Source organism: Bacillus sp. MUM 116 (assembly GCF_001866655.1).
GTDB lineage: Bacteria > Bacillota > Bacilli > Bacillales > Cytobacillaceae > Neobacillus.
This window is the reverse complement of record NZ_MLYR01000017.1, coordinates 114,573-133,916: the sequence shown is the minus strand read 5'-3', so window position 1 is coordinate 133,916 and position 19,344 is coordinate 114,573. Positions and strand designations below refer to the sequence as shown.

The following is a 19,344-nucleotide window of genomic DNA, read 5'->3' as shown; positions in this document are numbered from 1 at the left end:
TAATTTATTTTACTGAACCCATCATACCTGCAACAAAATGCTTTTGCATGAGGAAGAAAATGAGTGCTGCCGGCAAGGTTGCAATAACAATCGCTGTCATAATAATTCCAAAATCGGGTGCGTAACTGGACCCTAAATTAGATATCAGCAATGGAACCGTCATTTTTTCAGGTGATTGCAAAATAACAAGCGGCCATAAATAACTATTCCAGCTTGCCATAAAGGTAATGATGGCTGCTGCGGCATAAGAGGTCTTCATCGTTGGGATATAAATTCTGAAGAATACCCCAATCTCCGTTAAACCATCAATCCTTCCTGCTTCGAGAATTTCCTTTGGAAACATCTTTGTGCTTTGTCTAAAAAAGAAAATGAGAAAGGCCGTTGTAACGGTCGGCAATACGACAGCTGTAAGCGTATCAATTCCAATCATCGGAACGGTTTGTGAAATCGTACCAAACATTCGGAATAACGGAACCATTAAAGCAGCGAACGGAATCATCATCGAAAGCAGCAGGATATTAAACACAACATCCTTTGCCTTGCTTTTATAAATCTCAAAACCATAGCCGGCTAAAGAGGCAATGAGCATCCCCAAAACAGTAGTAGTAATGGAAATCTTGGCTGAATTCATTAAGGCTGTACCAAGGTCTGCCGTGTCCATTAAATTATGAAGGTTTTGCATGAAATGGCTGCCAGGCAGTAATCTCCCCTTCGTGACATCAACAGACTTATTGGTTGAACTGACAATCATCCATAAAAATGGAAATATCGAAATAATCGAAGCGATGATAAGGACGGCATAGCTGAATATACGTTTAAGATTATTCATTTTTATCACCTGCTACTTTGAACTGAATAATAGAGAAAAAGATAATGAGAATTACAATGGCATAAGAGACAGTCGCCGCATAGCCAAAGTCAGGCGTATATTTAAATGAAAGATTATAGATATATTGGGAAATCGTCATCGTCGCATTTCCCGGTCCCCCCTTCGTTATATTCATGACTTCATCAAACAATTGAAGCGTTCCAATCGTTGATGTAATCGTTGTAAATAAGATAATGGGCTTCATCATTGGAATCGTAATTTTGAAAAATTGCTGGATGGATGAGGCTCCATCAATTCTAGCTGCTTCATAAATCGATTCATCAATATTTTGCAACCCTGATAAAAAGAAAATCATATTATATCCAGTCCAGCGCCAGGTAATCGCGATAATGATGGTGATTTTAGCCCAAAACGGGTCAGTCAGCCATTGAATCGGTTCCGAAATAAGAGCAAGCTTCATGAGCATGATGTTGATAATGCCATCTTGGCCAAATAAATATTTAAAAATGACGGAGTAAGCAACAAGTGAAGTTACACATGGTAAAAAGATTGCAGTCCGAAAGAAACCCTTTAGTTTCAGTTTTTTATTATTCAGTAATACCGAAAGAAACAAGGCTAGAATAATCATAATCGGCACTTGAATGACGAGATAGATTACGGTATTTTTTACGGTGGTAAGGAACACTGGATCCTTGAATAAACGAACATAATTTTCAAGACCAACAAAATTCAGATTAATCCCGGTACCTGATTTAAAGGACAAGATGAGGGATTGAATCATCGGGTAGAAATAAAATAAACAAATCATTACAGTTGCAAGAGCAATAAAGGACCAGCCAATCAAAGTATTTTTCACCCGAAGGTTTCGGTTTGATTTTACTAGCTGAACGCTCTTGTCGGCTTTTGCGGGTATCATGCTATTCAACTCCTTGCCTTAAAGAAAAAGCCCCGGAAATCCTGCCCGCCCATCAGTTTGCTCCATTAAACCGAGTAGGAGAAGCTAGCGAATTCCTGAGGCTAAATTTCTCATTGAATTTTTTTATTTAATTTGCTCTTCCGCTTGCTTTTGAGCGTCTGCAAGCACTTTGTCAAGATCTTTCCCTTTTAAGTAATCCTGCATGGAAACTGCAAGGATGTCCTCAATGGCATAAGTGTGCAAGCCGTAGTTTACTTGAGGAATTTGAGCTGTCCAGTTTGCAAAATCAGTAATCACTTTTTGGCCGCCGAAGAAATCATCCGCCGCTTTATAGGCTTCACCATCTGCAGCTGGTTTGTAAGTGCCAATTGCGCCAATTTCTTTTACTAATGTTTGATAAAAATCAACATTGGAACCAAAAGTTTTTGCCAAGAATTCGGCTGCCTTTTCTTTACCTGGTACATTTAGAACATACCATGAGCTTCCGCCCAGGTTGGAAGCATTAACGGAATTTTCCACCCCAGGAAGTTTTGGAAGCGGGGCCACTGCCCACTTGCCAGATTGGGATGCCTCTTGTTTGATTGAAGCAGTAATCCAGTTACCGGTTGGCACGGTTGCCACTGCACCGCTGTTAAAACCAGCTACAAATTGGCTCCAGTCAGATACTGGTTTCACAAGACCGGCATCTAAAATAGCTTTATAGGTTGTAAAAGCTTCCTTCAATGCTGCGTTATTCGCCAAGTCAGGTGTTGTTCCATCTTTCTTTAAATACCATGAGCCGGCAGATTGAATCATCATTCGAATAAGACCAAGATCTTTTGGATCTTGTGTTAACATTTCTTTTCCTGTTGCAGCTTTTACTTTTTTGCCAATTTCAATATATTTGTTCCAATCGATATTTTTTAAATCATCAATTGTATAACCTGCTTTTTTCAAATAATCCGTTCTTACATATAAACCCGTAACACCAGTATCGAACGGAAGTCCGTAGTGCTTGCCGTTTAAGCTTGTTGGGGCTAATTTGTATTGGGCAAAATCATCGGCATTGAAATATTTGCTTAAATCATAGAATGCATCAGGATATGCCTTAAGGAAACTTTGCGCACGATAATCTTCAATTAAAACAATATTTGGTAGCCCTTTTGTTGTTCCAGAGCTTAGAGAAGTATTGAGTTTTTGAACAATATCAGCCTGTGCGTTTTCCACCACTTTGATATTGAGCTTTGGATCAACAGACTTATAAGCTTCTTTTGCCAGATTCATGGCTTTAATGTTAAAGTTGGGATCCCATGCCAATACCGTTATTTCTTTTGTGTCCTTTGCACTGCCGGAGGCTTTTTCTTTTGTTCCGGAAGAGCAGGCAGACAATAACAATATGCTTACCAATAATAATGCCAGTACCTTCTTCATCGATATTCCCCCCAATTTTTAAAAAAGTATGTAAGCGCTATCTCCTTACATACTCAATGTTAGCATCCGCCCAACTGTAATCGTTAGGACGATATTTTTGTTTACTTGTAATATTTTTGTAAAATGAATACGGTTACATTTTCTAATTTGGATTATTTTTAGAAATTAGGACTTTTTTTATTTTGTGTTAAACTTGTCTTTTTTGAAGAATTTCCTTCTATTATATATGTTTATTCTTACGTAATCCTTTCATATATCCACTGGCTTGTATACCAAAATTTCCAATCGTCCATTTTTTACTCCTATTACTATTAATTCTATTAAAGACGTTCGTAAAAATGGTTTATAACCATGAACGTTCACTAATAATATTCAGACTTTAATGAACTTAAAAAAAGCCAATACCCTAAAGGACATTGACTTATAAAAATAATAATAATTAGAATCTAAGAACATATACCAACCATTTTAATAGTTTCGAAATATCTGATTTGCCAAAATGAATATTATTAACTATTGATTGATTAGAATTGTTAAAGCTTCAATTCTTTGGGTACAATATGTACACCGTCTGCTGCGAAATATTCTAGATGGTAAATAGCTGCAGAATGCCAATCAACCAACATAATATTGTCATTTTCTAGGGCTTTTTTATATAACGCTTTATTCACTTTATCTTCCCATGGACGTGGTACACGTGTATTGATCAAATAAATATAGGCTTTAGAGAAAGAGCCAAGCAATTTATTAATTTGGTCATTTGTGAAATAACCATTTGTCCCTAGCTCAATTATAACTGCTTTATTAGGATGATTAAACTCTATATAAGAGGGTGCCAGGTCAACAGCTTGTGAAACTTGTCTGCCAACTTTTGCATCAATTGTAATGGCAGGTATATTTTATGCAAGCTTGAAGCAATATCTATCATCACAGAATCTCCAATGGCCAGTATTCCCGTATAAGTTTTATTTACAGGTGTGACACTTGTATGATTTTTCTCCTTTTGGGATGTTGGCTACTGCTATCCATTTAATCCCAATTTTTTCGCAATGATGACCTTCATGATTTCGTTCGTTCCTCCAAAAATCGGGGCAACGGCAATATCCCGGTAACGGCGGGCGATTTTATATTCTTCCATAAATCCATAACCGCCATGAAGTTGCAGGCATTCAGCCGCATTTTTTCTTGCCATATCGGTGATCCAATATTTAGCCATAGATACCTCTGTAATCACATCTTGTCCCTGCATGTATTTGACAACGAGATCATCAATAAAGGTACGGCCAATTTGAACTTGCGTGGCAATCTCCGCAAGCTTAAATTGAGTATTCTGGAATTCGCTGATTTTCTTTCCGAATGCTTCACGCTCTTTTACATAATCTACAGTCATACTGAGCATATCCTCAGCAGCAACTTGGGCACCAAGAGCAACTAGGAGTCTTTCCTGCTGAAGCTTGCTCATCAAATAAGTGAATCCCTTTCCTTCTTCGCCAAGAAGATTGGAAGCTGGTACTCGCACATCTTCAAAAATTAATTCCGCAGTATCCTGAGCATTCAGCCCTATTTTGTCCAACTTCCGTCCGCGGGAAAATCCAGGTGTACCATCTTCTATAAGAAAGAGGCTGACCCCTTTATGCGGTGGATTAGCGTTCGGATTGGTTTTGCAGGCTACCACCACCAAGTCCGATTGAATCCCATTAGAGATAAAGGTTTTTTGACCGTTAATGATATAGCTGTCTCCATCCTTGACAGCGGTAGTGCGAAGTCCTGCAAGATTTGAACCGGTTCCAGGCTCACTCATGGCAACAGCAGTGAGGATGTCTCCATTGATACAGCCAGGCAAATATTTTTGCTTCTGCTCTTCAGTACCGTACGAGGCAATGTAAGGAGTTACAATCGAGCTATGCAGGTGTCCTCCTCCTAATCCATACCCTACTCGTATTGACTCCTCGGCAAGGATGATAGCAAAGCCGAAATCGAGCCCAAGTCCGCCGTAACGTTCATCTACCCACGAGCAAAGAAAACCCTGCTCACCCATCTTCTTCCAAAATGACCGAGGCACGAGCCGATCTTTCTCCCATTGATCGAAATAAGGAACAGCTTCTTTTTCAAGAAATTTGCGTAACGAATCCCGAAACATCAAGTGCTCTTGAGTAAAAAAGGGACGAGATTTTTTGTGAAAATCCGAAATGGTGTTTACTGACATTTTTGTATTCCTCCAACTTTATCATTTATAGTTTGGTTAAAGAATTAGTATGAAGTGGATTCTTTTACCTTTGTTTCGCACAAGAAGTTTAACTTACTGTCGTACCTTCACTTGGATATACCATGTTTGCCCCTTGCTTGTCGGGCTTACAGAACAGGAAGAACATTGCGCCAAATAATACTAATAACGTGCCAACAAATAAAATCGCATGATCAAATCCAAGCACAACATTAGCTCCAGTGGATTGAACAATAGCTCCAGTCACAAGGGGTCCGATAATCCCTGCCAATTGGGCAAATCCAGATCCAACTCCCAGTATTAAACCTCCCCTTTGAGGCAATAAACTGGTAGCAATTGGAACCCACAGTACAAACATGGCAGACGACATTGATTTACCGACACACATAACAACTAATACGTATATAGGGTTATGAATGATCGTGATGGAATAGAAAAGCAAACCTGCTAGAATAACCCCACCTCCACCGACAAATACGCGGGATCTGCGGAGGTTTTGGTTTTTCCGAAATAATCGATCGGAAAACACAGCAATTAGCAATGTTCCAATCGCAGAAACAATCCCTATGATGGATGCATAATTCCCCATCTCCTTTGGTGACAAATGGATCGCTTTGACAAAATAGGCAGGAAGAAAGGCTTGAATCCAGGCCAAAAACCAATAGGATGCAAAAACGGCTAGACAAATCACAATAAAATTACGGGACAGTAAGGCGCCAGAAACTTCCGACCATTTTATCTTTGGTGATGACTGTGTTTTGCTAGTTGTAAGAGCCTCCTGCTGTGGTTTTTCCTTTCCCATCCATAACCACAGGACAAACCAAGCAACACTCAACAGACCTAAGCTGCCATACGTATTTCTCCAGCCCATTTCACTAATACCGGCCACCAATATTGGCGCCATAACTAAACCGCCAATTGTACCACCGGAATTCATAAGGGCAATGGCTAAACCTCGACGTTCCTGCGGAAACCACTTGGTCACAAGGTTAGCGGCGGTGGCAAAATAAGGCCCCTCGAAAGCTCCCAACAGTATTCTCATCAAAACGAGTCCGGCTAGCCCTGTAACTAGATACGATCCAGCTTGTATTACCGCCCAGGATATCACCATTATCGCTAATAACTTTTTAGTCCCGAACCGGTCGGATAATGAGGCTCCCAACACACCCATAATCGCAAAAAGCCAGAAAAAGCTGCTTCCAACCAGTCCCCATTGAGTAAAGGAAAGACTAAACTCTTTCATAATCGGGACTGCTGCATATCCCGCAACCGATTTGTCTGCAAAGTTGAGCACTGTACCAACAAATAAAAATACAAGTATCACCCAGCGCATAAACCACTCACCCTTCCGAAACCGATGTTTATAAATAAGATAAATGTTTGGCTGTTTGCTTTCCTACAAGTAAAGCATCAAGAGCCATTACACCTTTTTCTGCAACCTGTACCATAACTGGATTTATATCCAATTCTTGCAGCCAATCTTTTTGATCTAGGCAAAATTCCGAAACCTTAACAAGTGTTTCAGCCAATGCTTGGACATCATAAGTCCCTTGGCCGCGGATGCCTTTTAACATGGCATATCCTTTTAGGGATCGAATCATCTCCCATGCATCTTCTATGGTTAACGGAGCTGGCCTGATCACCGTATCGTTTAATACTTCAACAAAAATGCCTCCTAAGCCTAACAGGATGCAAGGTCCGAATACCGGATCTTGAATGGAACCGATCATCACCTCAAGTCCCTCTCCTATCATCTTCTCTACAAGTACACCTTCAATTTGAACTTGAGGGTCGTATTTTTTGGCATGGGTTAGGATTTCTTCAAAAGAATTTCTTACCTCATCCTCAGACTTTAGATTGACTTTCACGATACCAGCATCGCTTTTGTGTGCGATTTGCCTGGACAAAACTTTTAATACCACAGGGTATCCTATTTCTTCAGCAGTCTTGACAGCGTTTTCAACACTTTTAACTATGCTGCCTGCCGGCACAGAGATTCCATAGTTCTCCAAATGTCTTTTGCCCGTATATTCATTTACGATTCCTTCATAAGCTTCCAATACCGTACGATTCGTTAATCTTTCTGTAACAGCAAGATCTTGTTTTGATAACAGTTCTTTTCGTCGGTTATAATGCAACAGATTTTTTAAAGCTCGAATGGAACGGCTTGGAGTAGGCAGCCAACAAACACCTCCGGCAAATAACGCTTCTTTCGTTTGTTCTGAAGCTCCAGCCCAGCAAACAACAAAAGTTTTATTTGTTTGTTTGGCTATTTCCGATAAACCAGGGACAAATTTCGGAGCCAGAGAATCCCCCAACTGGGTGTAAACCACAAGAGCCTCTACCTCATCATCTTCTAATGTCACCCGGATACTCTCGAAGAGTTTTTCAAGATCCTGCATGATCTGCGCTGTCACATCAATAGGATTTTTCACGGATGCAAAAGTGGGTAAAAGTTCTTTTAGCTTCGAGGTGGTTTCAGGCATCAACTTAGCTAGCTCAATTCCGTACTGTTCACATTTGTCAGCCATTACAATTCCTGCTCCGCCCGAAATGGTGACCACAGCAACACCACCTCTTTGCGAACTTTTTTTCGCATTATTAAACAAATTTAATGTATCGATCAATTCTTCTTCATCATCTACTTGAATGACATTCTTTTGTTTAAAATAACTGGTGTAAATAGATGCATCCCCAGTCAGAGAAGCGGTATGAGAAGTCGCTGCTTCGGTTCCCTTTTCGGACTTTCCGACTTTCATCAATATAAGCGGCTTTTCATGATATTGACACAGGCGGATAGCTTCATTCATTTTTTCCAGATCCCTTGCCCCTTCAATATAACCGCCAATCACCTTGATATCTTCCTGGTTGGCAAAGTATTGAACATAATCAAAAAAATCAACGGCAGCCTCGTTACCTGAAGAAACAAAATACTGAAAGCCCGTCCCCATGTCATTTAACATTTTGTAGGAAAGGGTTCCAAAAGCACCGCTTTGTGTAATAAATGCAATGGGATCCATACGACTGGGTTCAAGTTGTAGAAATGAAGCAATGGCCCCCTCTTTTAAATTGAAAAATCCTAAAGAATTAGGCCCTAAAACTGGAATACCCGTTTCTTCAACAAATTCATTTAAGCGTTGTTGAAGTTCATGTCCACTTTCTCCAGCCTCTGAAAAACCTGAACTGAAAACAACTGCGCTTTTCACTGACCTCTTTGCCAGCTTCTCTAGGGTAGGCAGCACCTCACTGGCCTTAATCGAAATAATGGCCAGATCAATATCCTTTGGCAAATTTTCGATCTCCTGAATGCAGGGGTACCCTTCTATTTCTGTGTATTTTGCATTAACAGGGTAAATAGATCCTTGATACCCCAACTTACGTAAAAGATATAACGGTCTTGCGCTTATTTTTCCTGCTCCCGCTGATGCACCAATGATTGTAATAGACTGGGGAGAAAACATAGGTTCTAAACTTAGGTTTTTCTTCACACTAATCACCTCTTTGATTATTTCTTCCTCCTAAATTACTACCCCCATACTCACCATCTTCTTTTCTACTTATGGATAAACACATCATCTCCCTCTTGTTTGCCGTCTTAACAAGGAATAACAAGCAATGTTTCCTATAATTATCATTTTGCAAGAATAATGCCAATATTAAGAATCGCTAAAAAGTATGACAATTAGGGATTGGTTCATCATGGCCCATTTCGAAAGATTCAAAATTAAATCCTATAGGTCCGATTTCCTTGGAATTAGTTGAATCATTCTTGAAACGTTAAATTCAATAGTGAATCGTATTAAACCGTTAAAAAAAGAAAAAAAGCCTTGCTGATTCATCTTCATTCATAGATTAAATCAGTAAGACTTATTCTTTTTGATCCCTAATGCCGGGATTCCAGAAATTTCAGATAATCGTAGGTGATGACAAATTATATTTTTTGAGTCTTCTTACGATTGTAGCTTGGCTCGTCCCCAACTTTTCTGCCATTTCATACGTATTTTTAAATTTTTGAACAGCTTGGGATAAAATCTCAAGTTCAACATTCTCCATCGCTTCCTTCAGTGTTATTTCGCTAGTAGCAACTTTCCGCACCTTATACTCTTCCGGAAGATCAGCCGCAGTGATAAATTTATGAGGTACAGTCATGATCAGCCGTTCTACAAGATTGGATAGTTCCCTCACATTTCCCGGCCACTTATAGCTGTAGAAAAAGTTTTCTAAACTTGTGTCGAATTCCTTAGAGATTGCGTATTTTTCATTTACTTTCTTAAGGATTGATTTAACCAGTGGTAATATATCCTCTTTTCTTTCCCGCAAAGGAGGGATAGAGATCGGAAGCACATTTAAGCGATAGTACAAATCTTCCCTAAACTCTCCCTTTTTGACCATCTCTTTTAAATCTCGATTCGTTGCCGCTATTAGCCTTACATCTATGCTTTTTGGTCTGGTTCCTCCAATCCGTAGAATCTGTTTATCCTGCAAAACGCGAAGCAATTTAACCTGTAAAGCGAAAGGCAGTTCACCCACTTCATCCAAAAACAAAACCCCTTGATCAGCCAGTTCAAACAACCCGGGTTTTCCCCTCCGGTCCGCACCTGTAAAAGAGCCCGCCTCATAACCGAATAACTCTGATTCCAAGAGATCCTGGGGAATGGCTCCGCAATTGATTTTAATGAATTCTCCCTTCGCCCCCCTGTGGCTAGCTTGATAGATATGCCGAGCCAATACATCTTTCCCTACTCCTGTCTCCCCAAGCACCAACACGGTAGCATCGAAATTGGCAATTCGATTTGCCATCTCATAAACATTTATTAATAATTTGCTTTCCACTATGACATTCGGATCCCACCAAGTATTGTTCTTTAATTTTTCTAACTCTTCTTTATAGCGCTCATTCATTTCCAATGCCTTTTTTAGCTCTTGATGAAGGTGATTTAATTCTGATAAATTCCGAATGTAGGTGACTACCTTCTTGATTTCTCCCGTTTTATTAAAAATAGGGACAGCGGTTTTTATAAGTGTGTTGAACTGGTTAGTCGGTGCAGAATGAATCATCTTTCCCTGTGCAAGCACCTTGAAAGTCATCGTTTCATTCACAATTCCTTCCTGGAGTAACTCCTTCATGTTCTTTCCAATAAGAGATTCCTTCTTCTGGGAAAGGCCTCTCTCCACAGTGCCATTTACTTTTAGCGTCACTCCATCACAGTCAGTAATATAAATCCCTTCGGTGGAGTTCTCGAAAACAGCTTCTAGTTCTTTATTCTCAAGCTCCAATTTACTTATTTTTTCTTGTAAATGCTGAAAAGAGGTATCTTTAGAGACAATGTAAAGCACCGATGTTTGTGTTTGACTCTCGACATTGTTGCACTGCAATAAATAGGATTGATCCCCTTTTTTAGCCGAAATAAGAGGATCCCCCAGTGCTTCCCATTGATGAAAGAACTCTTTTATATTCACTCCAATCGCTACTTCGTCAAATAGTTTGAAAAATAAAGAATTGTAATTTTCTATTTCATCTTGTTGATTTGTTATGACCATAGGAAAAGGAATAGATTCCAGCCAATTAGGGAAATTATTCATCGATTCTACCTTCCTCTATAAAAATTGATTTATCAACGGTTTCACCTGTTATTTAGGTATCAAAAATATATTTTTTGACATTTCTATTTATTAATAAAATTAGATTCAAAGCTGCAAGTCTGAAGAGTCAGACTCTTAAAATTTTACCGTCTTTTTACCTTTTTAGCAATAACATGGAAATTCCTTTTTTACCTTTGTGTCGATTTAGTTGGAGAAGAATTAGAACGACATAGCCAATAGCAAAAAACATGAGTAGTGGATTGGGAACTAAATAGCTCCTGGAGGGATAATTTCATTAGCTATCAAATCTATGTAGGGGCAACCGATACAGTTCCAGCTTCCTGCATTTTAAAAGTTAGACCTGCATTATTTTCAGGTTCAATTATTAAATGATATGGTATGTGGGAAGCACATAGCCAACCTAGTCCCCCCTTCACTATTAACCTCATTTTCTACCTCTAATTACGATAATTTCTTGATTTTTAACCGGGATTTCAGGAAGGTATTTATTTCCTTATCTATTATCATGCTGATTTTAAGAACTTCTGACTAGCTAGACCTTTCTTCCTCGCTAGTTGATACATTTCATCACGCAAATCCTCTATTTTTTTCGGTGTCTGTACCGCATGTATTATTATTGATTTAAGCTTAATCTCTCATATCTCCTTTAGGGGCGATAACAAAGATTAGATGGTATCCAGTTTAGAAACCCTCTCATCAACATCATTCATGATTAATTCATCAAGACTGATTTGTATCAACTCCCAAAATAATGGATTTCCAAAAACATTAATATCCAACTCTTCATAAATTTCCAGTAAGTGCCCGCATAATTTATACCGTACTTTCTTTTCCCTTTCCGCTATTAATTTTGATAAAATTTCCGTAGCTTTCATTTCCATTTGAACACGGAAATCTAATGGGTTCATCTCTCAACCCTCCATATTAATCTCTCCGTTCTGAACCTCCAAAAGGCAACATCTCCCTTTACAGCATGGGAGATGTTGTTCTTTTTAGCTAGTTACTAATACCTGTTTGAATTCTTCCGTTAACATGGGGACAACCTCAAATAAATCCCCGACAATCCCGTAATCAGCCACTTGAAAAATGGGTGCCTCCGGGTCCTTATTAATTGCAACAATAATTTTAGAACTAGACATGCCGGCCAAATGCTGAATGGCACCTGAAATTCCGCAGGCGATATAAAGGTCAGGTGTGACTACTTTTCCCGTTTGTCCAATTTGTAGGGAGTAATCACAATATTCAGCGTCACAAGCTCCCCGCGAGGCCCCAACAGCTCCTCCTAGAACTTTCGCTAGTTCCCTGAGCGGGTGAAACCCTTCTGTACTCTTCACCCCTCTGCCGCCGGAAACAATGATTTTAGCCTCACTGAGATCGACCCCGCCTGCTGTTTTTTTCACGATTTCCTTCACAATCTTTCGCAAATCTTTTATTTCCGGTTGATAAGAAACCAACTCCGTCTGGGCTGGTTTAATGACCGTCTCAAAGTTATTGGGACGAAGGGTCGCAAATTCTTTTCCTTCACGGAATGTTTTCCTTTCAAATGCTTTGCCCGCATAAATCGGACGAGTAAACACAAGATTGCCCCCACTTGTTTCGACATTCGTACAATCGGAAATCAACCCCATCCCCATTCGGGCGGAAACCCGCGGTGCCACATCTTTCCCTATGGCTGTATGACCCATTAGGATGATATCTGCCTGCACTTCTTGAATCAAGCTGGCCAATGCTTGAGCATATGCTTCCGTAGTATAAGTGGATAGAGCCTCATGATCGGACACATACAGCCGGGTGGCTCCGTATTGGCTGATTTCTTCCAAATAGGTAGCTGCACCAGATCCAAATAGGACTGCAGCCACTTCCCCACCTTCCGCCACAGATTGAGCAACTGTCAATGCTTCAAAGGATACATTTCTCAATTTTCCGTTTTTTGTCTCTGCTACTACAAGTACTTTTTTGCTCATCTTCTCAGCCCTCTCTTATTAAATGACTTTTGCCTTTGTGCGAAGCTGCTGAACCAATTCGCTCACCTGGTGAGCCATTTCTCCAGTTAGAATTTGCCCAGCTTGCTTTTTAGGAGGCAAATATTGGTCAAGAACCTCTGTTCGGACACTTCGTTCCTCATTGGAGATCTCCAGGTCATCGGCTGATACTTTCTCGATCGGCTTTTTTTTTGCCTTCATAATCCCGGGAAGGGAAGGGTACCGCGGTTCATTTAACCCTTGTTGGGCAGTCGCCAAGAAGGGTAGCTCTACTTCGATCGTCTCCAAATCTCCTTCTACATCTCTTTCAGCGGTTGCGTTTCTCCCTACGATCGATAATTTTGTAATGGCTGCAACGTGGGGAATCCCTAGAATTTCCGCCAGCCGTACGGCGATTTGGCCAGCTCCTGAATCGACCGCCATATTTCCGCCAAGAATAAGGTCAAAGCCATGGTCCCTGATAGCCGCGGCAATAAGATTGGAAATCACATATTCATCCAATTCGGAACCATTCTGTTCAATCATTAAAGCCCTATCAGCCCCCATGGCTAAGGCTGTTCGAAGTGCGCTTTCCGTCCGGGACGGACCAACGGTAAGTATCGTTACTTCTGCCCCTAGTTCCTCTTTTAACTTCATCGCTTCTTCCACAGCATACTCATCATACGGATTAATAATGAATTCGACCCCTTGTTCACTAATCTTGCCGTTTTGAAGAGAAATTTTCTCCTCAGTATCAAACGTCTGCTTTAACAACACCACTATTTTCATTCTCTTGCCCCTTTCCTATAAAATATTTCACATAATACTTAACAGCAATTTTTATGCCAAATTAAAATAATGCAAACTACTTGATTTACCGACTTTTAAAGTCTACACCTAATTCAAAATAGATTTATTATTCCCGAGACACCGTTCACCATGGTGATTTAAATCATCATTTATTTTTGAATCGAACAATTCAATAATGAATCTTCGACTCGATCCCCATCTACATCTACCGATTTTCATTCACCGTTAGATGCGATTGGAGACTAAATGGGCTTTTTTAAAAAAATAAGGATTTTTCTACGATTTCGGCAATGTCCATGGTTTTTACTCGTTCCTCGACCTCTTTTGTCTTCGTTCCATCACTCATCATTGTTAGACAATAGGGACAATTACTTCCAATCATCGTTGGACTAACTTGGAGTGCTTGTTCAACACGTTCTACATTAATCCGTTTCCCCTGAGTTTCCTCGATCCACATCCTGCCGCCTCCAGCTCCACAACACATGGCATCTTCCTTATTCCGTTCCATCTCCAAGATTTTTACGCCGGGAACAGATTTAAGAATTTTTCGTGGGATATCAAAGATGTTGTTGTAGCGGCCCAGATAACAGGAATCATGATAAGCAATCGCTTCTTTGACCTCCTTCTCCAGCTTAATGCGGCCTTCCTGGATCCACTTCCAAATTAGTTCCGTATGATGATACACCTCGGCTTCCAAACCAAACTCAGGATATTCATGTTTAAAGGTGTTGAAAGCGTGGGGATCGATGGTGACAATTTTCTTCACGCCGTAAGCCTGGAAGTTGGCAATATTCTCTTCACATAATTGTTGGAATAAGAATTCATTCCCCATTCTGCGTGCCGTATCTCCGGAATTGCGCTCTTCATTACCGAGTATGGCAAAGCGGATTCCAGCTACGTTCATAATCTTGGCAAAAGATTGTACAATCTTTTGACTTCGTTTATCAAAGGATCCCATGGATCCCACCCAAAAAAGATAGTCGAATTCTTCCACCTCATTTACCGTAGGAACATTGATATCTTCACATTCTTCACGCCACTTGATCCGCTCCTTCCGGTTAATTCCCCATGGGTTGCTCTGCCGCTCAATGTTTTGAAAATAACGGGTAGCTTCGTGAGGCATACTTCCTTCGGTCATAACCAAATAACGCCTCAAATCAATGATTTTATCGACATGTTCGTTCCCTACCGGACATTGGTCTTCACAATTTCGGCATGTCGTGCAGGCCCATAATTCTTCCTCGGTAATAACATGACCAATCAAATTAGGCATTTCAATGGTTGTCGCAGTTTCCTGAGCTGCGAGTCCTGGAGATAATGCAGAAGATCCAAAAACAGGGCTAGGCATCCACGGGCTACGGGATGTTACAGCTGCTCCTTTTTCCGTCAAATGGTCCCTCATCTTAACAATTAATTGCATGGGAGACAACGTCTTCCCGGTTACGGAAGCTGGACACATATTCGTGCATCGGCCGCATTCCGCACATGCATATAGATCGATCAGCTGCTGCTGAGTAAAATCTTCAATTTTTCCGACGCCGTATTCCTCGGCTTCTTCATCCTCGAAGTCAATCTTTCTCAATTTTCCAACAGGTCCGCTCTTTTTGAAAAAGATGTTGAACATTGCGAATAGCTCATGTGCTTGTTTCGACTGCGGTACGAACACCATGAATGAAAAGACGGTTATCATATGCACCCACCAAAATATATAGAACAACGCAGTTCCTACCGTTGATCCGACGCCGGTAAACAATAACGCAATAGCACCAGAAAATGGTGCATAGGCCAGATTCGGTTCCTGATCTAACATAATCTTTTCAAATCCTAATGTAAGCAGGATTGATGAGGTTAGCGTACCTAAAGCGATATAAACAAAAGCAGCTTTGCCATCACGCTTCCATTGCAATCGCTTTACCTTTTCCCCATAACGACGATAAAATCCATATACGACAGCCAACAGCATAAGGAATGTAGCCCACTCCTGCAGAAGGCTAAAATATTTATGCCCCTCACCAAAAGGAAATTCAAAACCTTTAATAAATCCTTTTATGATGAGTTCAATAAGTCCTACTTGAATGATAAAAAAGGTATAAAATAATACTAAATGCATAAGACCGCTTTTCTTGTCCTTAAACAATTTTCGCTGGCCGAACACATTGATCAGAACTTCCTGAGCACGTTTCCAAGTGTCTTCTTTTAAGTTAGATTTCTTTCCTAACTTAATAAATAAAATGCGACTGTAAACCAGATTAGCAAATAAATAGACCGCATAGCCCATTACTGCCAGAAAGGCTATAAAATTAATAAATACCAGCATAAATGTTCATCCTTTCCTTACCAAACTTTTTATTGAACCGATCAAATATCATAAGCAATAAGTTTATCAGGGAAACAAAATGCAGCCGTTCTCAAAAGATCCTGGCTGCATTACGCTTTCTATTTAGTAAAACTTTAAAGTTGCCTTACCTGATGTCAAAGGTTTGCCAGGTTCCCGCTCTACAGAAATTTCTAAATCCAGCGTACGCTCTTTCTCATCCTTATTCGTAACCTTGGCCCGACACGTCAGAACGTCCTCGGGAAATACCATGCCCGCAAACCGAACCATCAACCGACTAACAAACCCATGTTTCCCAACCAATTGACCGCAAAGTTGACCCATAAATCCCATGCTTAGCATTCCATGGGCAATGACGCCAGGTAAACCGACATGTCTGGCTGTTTCATCATCGGTATGAATCAAATTGAAATCCCCCGATGCCCCGGCATATTTCACTAATTGGACTTTTTCAATAGCGGGCTTAACGAGAGCCTCCAACTCCTGCCCGATTTCTGCTCGCATCCAGTCCATTCCATTCATTTGCTTTCCTCCTTTCAACGCACAATCAGCGTGCTTTTTGCACGATACACCAAGTTGCCTGCCAAATCTTCACCGCGGATTTCCTGTTCAAGAAATGTCATCTTTCCAATGTTTCCTTCTTTTTCAAAGACATCAACAACGGTACTGAAACAGCGCAAGACATCCCCTGCAACAATTGGCCTTTCATAAAGGTATTCCTGCTGCCCATGTAAAACCCGACTTGGATCAAATTTGACTTTGGGATTTGCCACTCGGATCGTAGTTGGAAATGTCGAAGGAGCAACGATACTGCGATATCCGCATTCCTTGGCGAATGACTCATCCTTATATAGGAGATTACCGTCACCGATGGCTTCAGCGAAAGTACGGATGGCTCCTTTCTCGATCTCGAATATTTTCGATTCACTTGAGCTTCCGATGATACTTGGATCTATCAACAACCCTTTTTCCCCCTTCCTTGACATACTGGTACTTTTTCGACAAAAACCGATTTCTCCAATTCTCACATTCCTATTAGATTGCGGGCAGTCTTGCGAAATAGAATTTTAGAGGTGCCTTCAAAAATTCATACCGCAGAATCTGCTAGTACCCATTGACCACTTTGAACACAGACTTAGCGAGCGCCTCCGTTGACATAAATAATCTGCCCATTCACATAACTAGCATCTTCACTGGCTAAAAAAGCAATGACGTTGGCAATATCTTCTGGTTTCCCGACTCTTCTAAGTGGATTCCCCTCAGCCACTTTTCTTTGCTGTTCCTCGTAATCCACGCCCATTCGCTCTGAAGTCGCTTTTGTCATTTCCGTTACAATATATCCAGGTGCAACAGAATTTACATTTATATTGAAAGGACCCAGTTCCATCGCCAGGCTTCGTGTAAACCCTTGCAACCCTGCCTTAGCTGTCGAATAGTTGGCCTGTCCGCGGTTTCCCAAGGCTGATGTACTGCTAATATTGATGATCTTTCCATAGCGTTCTTGAACCATAAATTTCTGCACAGCTTTGGAGCATAAAAAGCTACCCTTTAGATGCACATTCATGACCATGTCCCAGTCTTCTACGGACATTTTGAAAAGAAGATTATCACGGGTCACTCCGGCGTTATTCACCAAAATGTCAATCCGTCCAAAGTGAGAAACTACCTTTTCAACTGCTTCATCGACTTGTTCGCTGTCAGAAATGTTACAGCTGATCCCAATCGCTTCTCCACCTTTGGATTGGATTGCTTGAACCGTTTCACGACAAAACTCCGAATTCAGATCAAAAAGTGCCACCTTTGCCCCTTCTTGCGCTAATCTTTTGGCTGTTTCCGCACCAATCCCTCGGCCTGCACCAGTAACAATAGCAATCCTATCTTGTAAACGACTCATATGACGACCTCCTCCAGGAAATTTCGGTATATCTCATCAAACAATCCATGTTTTTGTACTGTATTTCCCATTACCTCTCAAGCATCAGGGCAATTCCTTGACCACCACCGATACAAGCTGTTACGATGCCACGTTTAACACCTCGGCGCTTCATTTCATATGCCAGCTTCATCACCAGCATCCCTCCAGTGGCGGCAATGGGATGTCCGTGGGCAATCGCCCCTCCATTGACATTGACCTTCTCCCAATCCAGGTGAAGTTCACGGTCACACGCTAGTACTTGGGAAGCAAATGCTTCATTGATTTCAATTAAATCCACATCGTCTAAAGTCAATCCATTTTTACCCAACAACTTGTTTATGGCTGGGACTGGTCCTATCCCCATAATGTTCGGATCCACACCGGCGACTGCCCAATCTGCTACCCTTGCAAGCGGTTCCAATCCTCTTTTTTCTGCATCCTTTTCTGACATCAAAACCAGTGCTGAAGCTCCATCAACGATACCGGATGCATTACCCGCAGTTACTGATCCATCCTTCTTAAACACCGGTCGAAGCTGGGCTAAACCTTCTAATGTTGTTTCCGGTCTAGGATGTTCATCTTCAGAGAATAAAGTAGCTTCTCCTTTTTTCCCTGTTATAGGTACAGGAACGATTTGTTCCTTATAAAACCCTTGTTCCACTGCTCGTTTCATGTTTAGCTGGCTTCTCAAGGCAAAGGCATCCTGTTCCTCCCGGCTGATGTTATAGCGTTCAGCAAGATTTTCGGCGGTAATCCCCATCGGAGGATCTCCGAGATGTTCCGGTGATAACGGTTTCTTCGATATAAACTTAGGTGGAACCCGATCAAAACCTTGATTTGGAGGTTCCATCAGATAAGGAGCCCTAGTCAAGCTTTCCGTTCCTCCCGAAACTAGTATTCTCCCACTTCCAGAATTGATAGCGTCAGAAGCTAACGCTACACTATTAATCCCTGATCCACATTGCCTGTCAATCGTAATTCCTGGTAGCGATATAGGCAACCCAGCCTGTAGTAAAGATAATCGCGCGATATTCCCTCCTCCCGCATTACAGTTTCCAAATATGACATCATCTACTTCCTCACCAGCAATTTGGGCCCGCTGGAGTACTTCTTTAATGACAAGCCCTCCATAAATGGACGGATGGAGATCTTTTAACGCCCCACGTAATTTGGCAAATGGGGTTCTTGCCACAGAGACAATAACCGCTTTGTTCATCCTTTCTTTCCCTCCTTAGAAATTCTTTTTGATTAGTGATAACAGAAGCAATTTACCTTTCACTCATCTAAAATGCAAAAATTATGCCAAAAGTTTATAGCGGATAAAATGCAGAGTAATAAGG

16 protein-coding genes and 1 pseudogene are annotated in these 19,344 nt (G+C 40.9%); all 17 read right to left on the bottom strand.

The window, feature by feature from the left end; all coding sequences use genetic code 11:
- Positions 1-4: 4 nt before the first annotated feature.
- Positions 5-829, bottom strand: a complete 825-nt coding sequence (locus BIV60_RS04510; RefSeq protein WP_071354520.1) for a carbohydrate ABC transporter permease — start codon at positions 827-829, stop codon at positions 5-7.
- Positions 822-1,745 carry a carbohydrate ABC transporter permease gene (locus BIV60_RS04505; RefSeq protein WP_071354519.1) on the bottom strand — a complete coding sequence of 308 codons (924 nt, stop codon included), beginning with the start codon at positions 1,743-1,745 and terminating at the stop codon, positions 822-824. Before BIV60_RS04505 ends, BIV60_RS04510 begins: the two co-directional genes overlap by 8 nt.
- A 123-nt stretch (positions 1,746-1,868) precedes the next feature.
- Positions 1,869-3,155 (bottom strand): ABC transporter substrate-binding protein, encoded by a 1,287-nt coding sequence (locus BIV60_RS04500; protein ID WP_071354518.1) that lies wholly within the window; start codon positions 3,153-3,155, stop codon positions 1,869-1,871.
- A 533-nt stretch (positions 3,156-3,688) separates the two neighbouring features.
- Positions 3,689-4,107 (bottom strand): annotated as a pseudogene (locus tag BIV60_RS30180) (SGNH/GDSL hydrolase family protein); the annotation flags it as partial.
- A gap of 69 nt (positions 4,108-4,176) precedes the next feature.
- The gene (locus tag BIV60_RS04495; protein ID WP_071354517.1) at positions 4,177-5,361 is read right to left on the bottom strand and encodes an acyl-CoA dehydrogenase family protein; all 1,185 of its coding nucleotides are present in this window, start codon (positions 5,359-5,361) and stop codon (positions 4,177-4,179) included.
- Between the two features lie 88 nt (positions 5,362-5,449).
- Positions 5,450-6,712 carry an MFS transporter gene (locus tag BIV60_RS04490; protein ID WP_071354516.1) on the bottom strand — a complete coding sequence of 421 codons (1,263 nt, stop codon included), beginning with the start codon at positions 6,710-6,712 and terminating at the stop codon, positions 5,450-5,452.
- A 28-nt stretch (positions 6,713-6,740) separates the two neighbouring features.
- Positions 6,741-8,867 carry an acetate--CoA ligase family protein gene (locus BIV60_RS04485; RefSeq protein WP_256218297.1) on the bottom strand — a complete coding sequence of 709 codons (2,127 nt, stop codon included), beginning with the start codon at positions 8,865-8,867 and terminating at the stop codon, positions 6,741-6,743.
- A gap of 418 nt (positions 8,868-9,285) precedes the next feature.
- A complete protein-coding gene (locus BIV60_RS04480) occupies positions 9,286-10,962 on the bottom strand; it encodes a sigma-54 interaction domain-containing protein (RefSeq protein ID WP_071354515.1) in 1,677 nt (558 codons plus the stop codon).
- A gap of 524 nt (positions 10,963-11,486) precedes the next feature.
- Positions 11,487-11,567: a hypothetical protein gene (locus tag BIV60_RS30840; RefSeq protein ID WP_371261503.1), complete on the bottom strand. Its 81-nt coding sequence runs from the start codon at positions 11,565-11,567 to the stop codon at positions 11,487-11,489.
- Positions 11,568-11,648: 81 nt separating this feature from the next.
- Entirely contained in the window at positions 11,649-11,891 is a 243-nt protein-coding gene (locus BIV60_RS04475) for an RING finger protein (protein WP_071354514.1), read from the bottom strand.
- 84 nt (positions 11,892-11,975) lie between these two features.
- Positions 11,976-12,947 (bottom strand): electron transfer flavoprotein subunit alpha/FixB family protein, encoded by a 972-nt coding sequence (locus tag BIV60_RS04470; protein WP_071354513.1) that lies wholly within the window; start codon positions 12,945-12,947, stop codon positions 11,976-11,978.
- An 18-nt stretch (positions 12,948-12,965) separates the two neighbouring features.
- Positions 12,966-13,733 (bottom strand): electron transfer flavoprotein subunit beta/FixA family protein, encoded by a 768-nt coding sequence (locus BIV60_RS04465; RefSeq protein ID WP_071354512.1) that lies wholly within the window; start codon positions 13,731-13,733, stop codon positions 12,966-12,968.
- Positions 13,734-14,010: 277 nt separating this feature from the next.
- The gene (locus BIV60_RS04460) at positions 14,011-16,071 is read right to left on the bottom strand and encodes a (Fe-S)-binding protein (protein ID WP_071354511.1); all 2,061 of its coding nucleotides are present in this window, start codon (positions 16,069-16,071) and stop codon (positions 14,011-14,013) included.
- 123 nt (positions 16,072-16,194) lie between these two features.
- A complete protein-coding gene (locus BIV60_RS04455) occupies positions 16,195-16,611 on the bottom strand; it encodes a MaoC/PaaZ C-terminal domain-containing protein (protein WP_071354510.1) in 417 nt (138 codons plus the stop codon).
- A gap of 14 nt (positions 16,612-16,625) precedes the next feature.
- Positions 16,626-17,051 carry an FAS1-like dehydratase domain-containing protein gene (locus BIV60_RS04450; protein ID WP_083402092.1) on the bottom strand — a complete coding sequence of 142 codons (426 nt, stop codon included), beginning with the start codon at positions 17,049-17,051 and terminating at the stop codon, positions 16,626-16,628.
- A gap of 173 nt (positions 17,052-17,224) precedes the next feature.
- A complete protein-coding gene (locus BIV60_RS04445; RefSeq protein ID WP_071354509.1) occupies positions 17,225-17,983 on the bottom strand; it encodes an SDR family NAD(P)-dependent oxidoreductase in 759 nt (252 codons plus the stop codon).
- A gap of 70 nt (positions 17,984-18,053) precedes the next feature.
- Entirely contained in the window at positions 18,054-19,220 is a 1,167-nt protein-coding gene (locus tag BIV60_RS04440; protein ID WP_071354508.1) for a thiolase family protein, read from the bottom strand.
- Between the last annotated feature and the right edge of the window lie 124 nt (positions 19,221-19,344).

Coding starts and splice junctions, on each gene's coding strand:
- BIV60_RS04505 (WP_071354519.1), bottom strand. CDS start 1,745: ATGATACCCGCAAAAGCCGACAAGAGCGTTCAGCTAGTAAAATCAAAC.
- BIV60_RS04475 (WP_071354514.1), bottom strand. CDS start 11,891: ATGAACCCATTAGATTTCCGTGTTCAAATGGAAATGAAAGCTACGGAA.
- BIV60_RS04465 (WP_071354512.1), bottom strand. CDS start 13,733: ATGAAAATAGTGGTGTTGTTAAAGCAGACGTTTGATACTGAGGAGAAA.
- BIV60_RS04510 (WP_071354520.1), bottom strand. CDS start 829: ATGAATAATCTTAAACGTATATTCAGCTATGCCGTCCTTATCATCGCT.
- BIV60_RS04480 (WP_071354515.1), bottom strand. CDS start 10,962: ATGAATAATTTCCCTAATTGGCTGGAATCTATTCCTTTTCCTATGGTC.
- BIV60_RS04445 (WP_071354509.1), bottom strand. CDS start 17,983: ATGAGTCGTTTACAAGATAGGATTGCTATTGTTACTGGTGCAGGCCGA.
- BIV60_RS04500 (WP_071354518.1), bottom strand. CDS start 3,155: ATGAAGAAGGTACTGGCATTATTATTGGTAAGCATATTGTTATTGTCT.
- BIV60_RS04470 (WP_071354513.1), bottom strand. CDS start 12,947: ATGAGCAAAAAAGTACTTGTAGTAGCAGAGACAAAAAACGGAAAATTG.
- BIV60_RS04440 (WP_071354508.1), bottom strand. CDS start 19,220: ATGAACAAAGCGGTTATTGTCTCTGTGGCAAGAACCCCATTTGCCAAA.
- BIV60_RS04495 (WP_071354517.1), bottom strand. CDS start 5,361: ATGTCAGTAAACACCATTTCGGATTTTCACAAAAAATCTCGTCCCTTT.
- BIV60_RS04460 (WP_071354511.1), bottom strand. CDS start 16,071: ATGCTGGTATTTATTAATTTTATAGCCTTTCTGGCAGTAATGGGCTAT.
- BIV60_RS04490 (WP_071354516.1), bottom strand. CDS start 6,712: ATGCGCTGGGTGATACTTGTATTTTTATTTGTTGGTACAGTGCTCAAC.
- BIV60_RS04455 (WP_071354510.1), bottom strand. CDS start 16,611: ATGAATGGAATGGACTGGATGCGAGCAGAAATCGGGCAGGAGTTGGAG.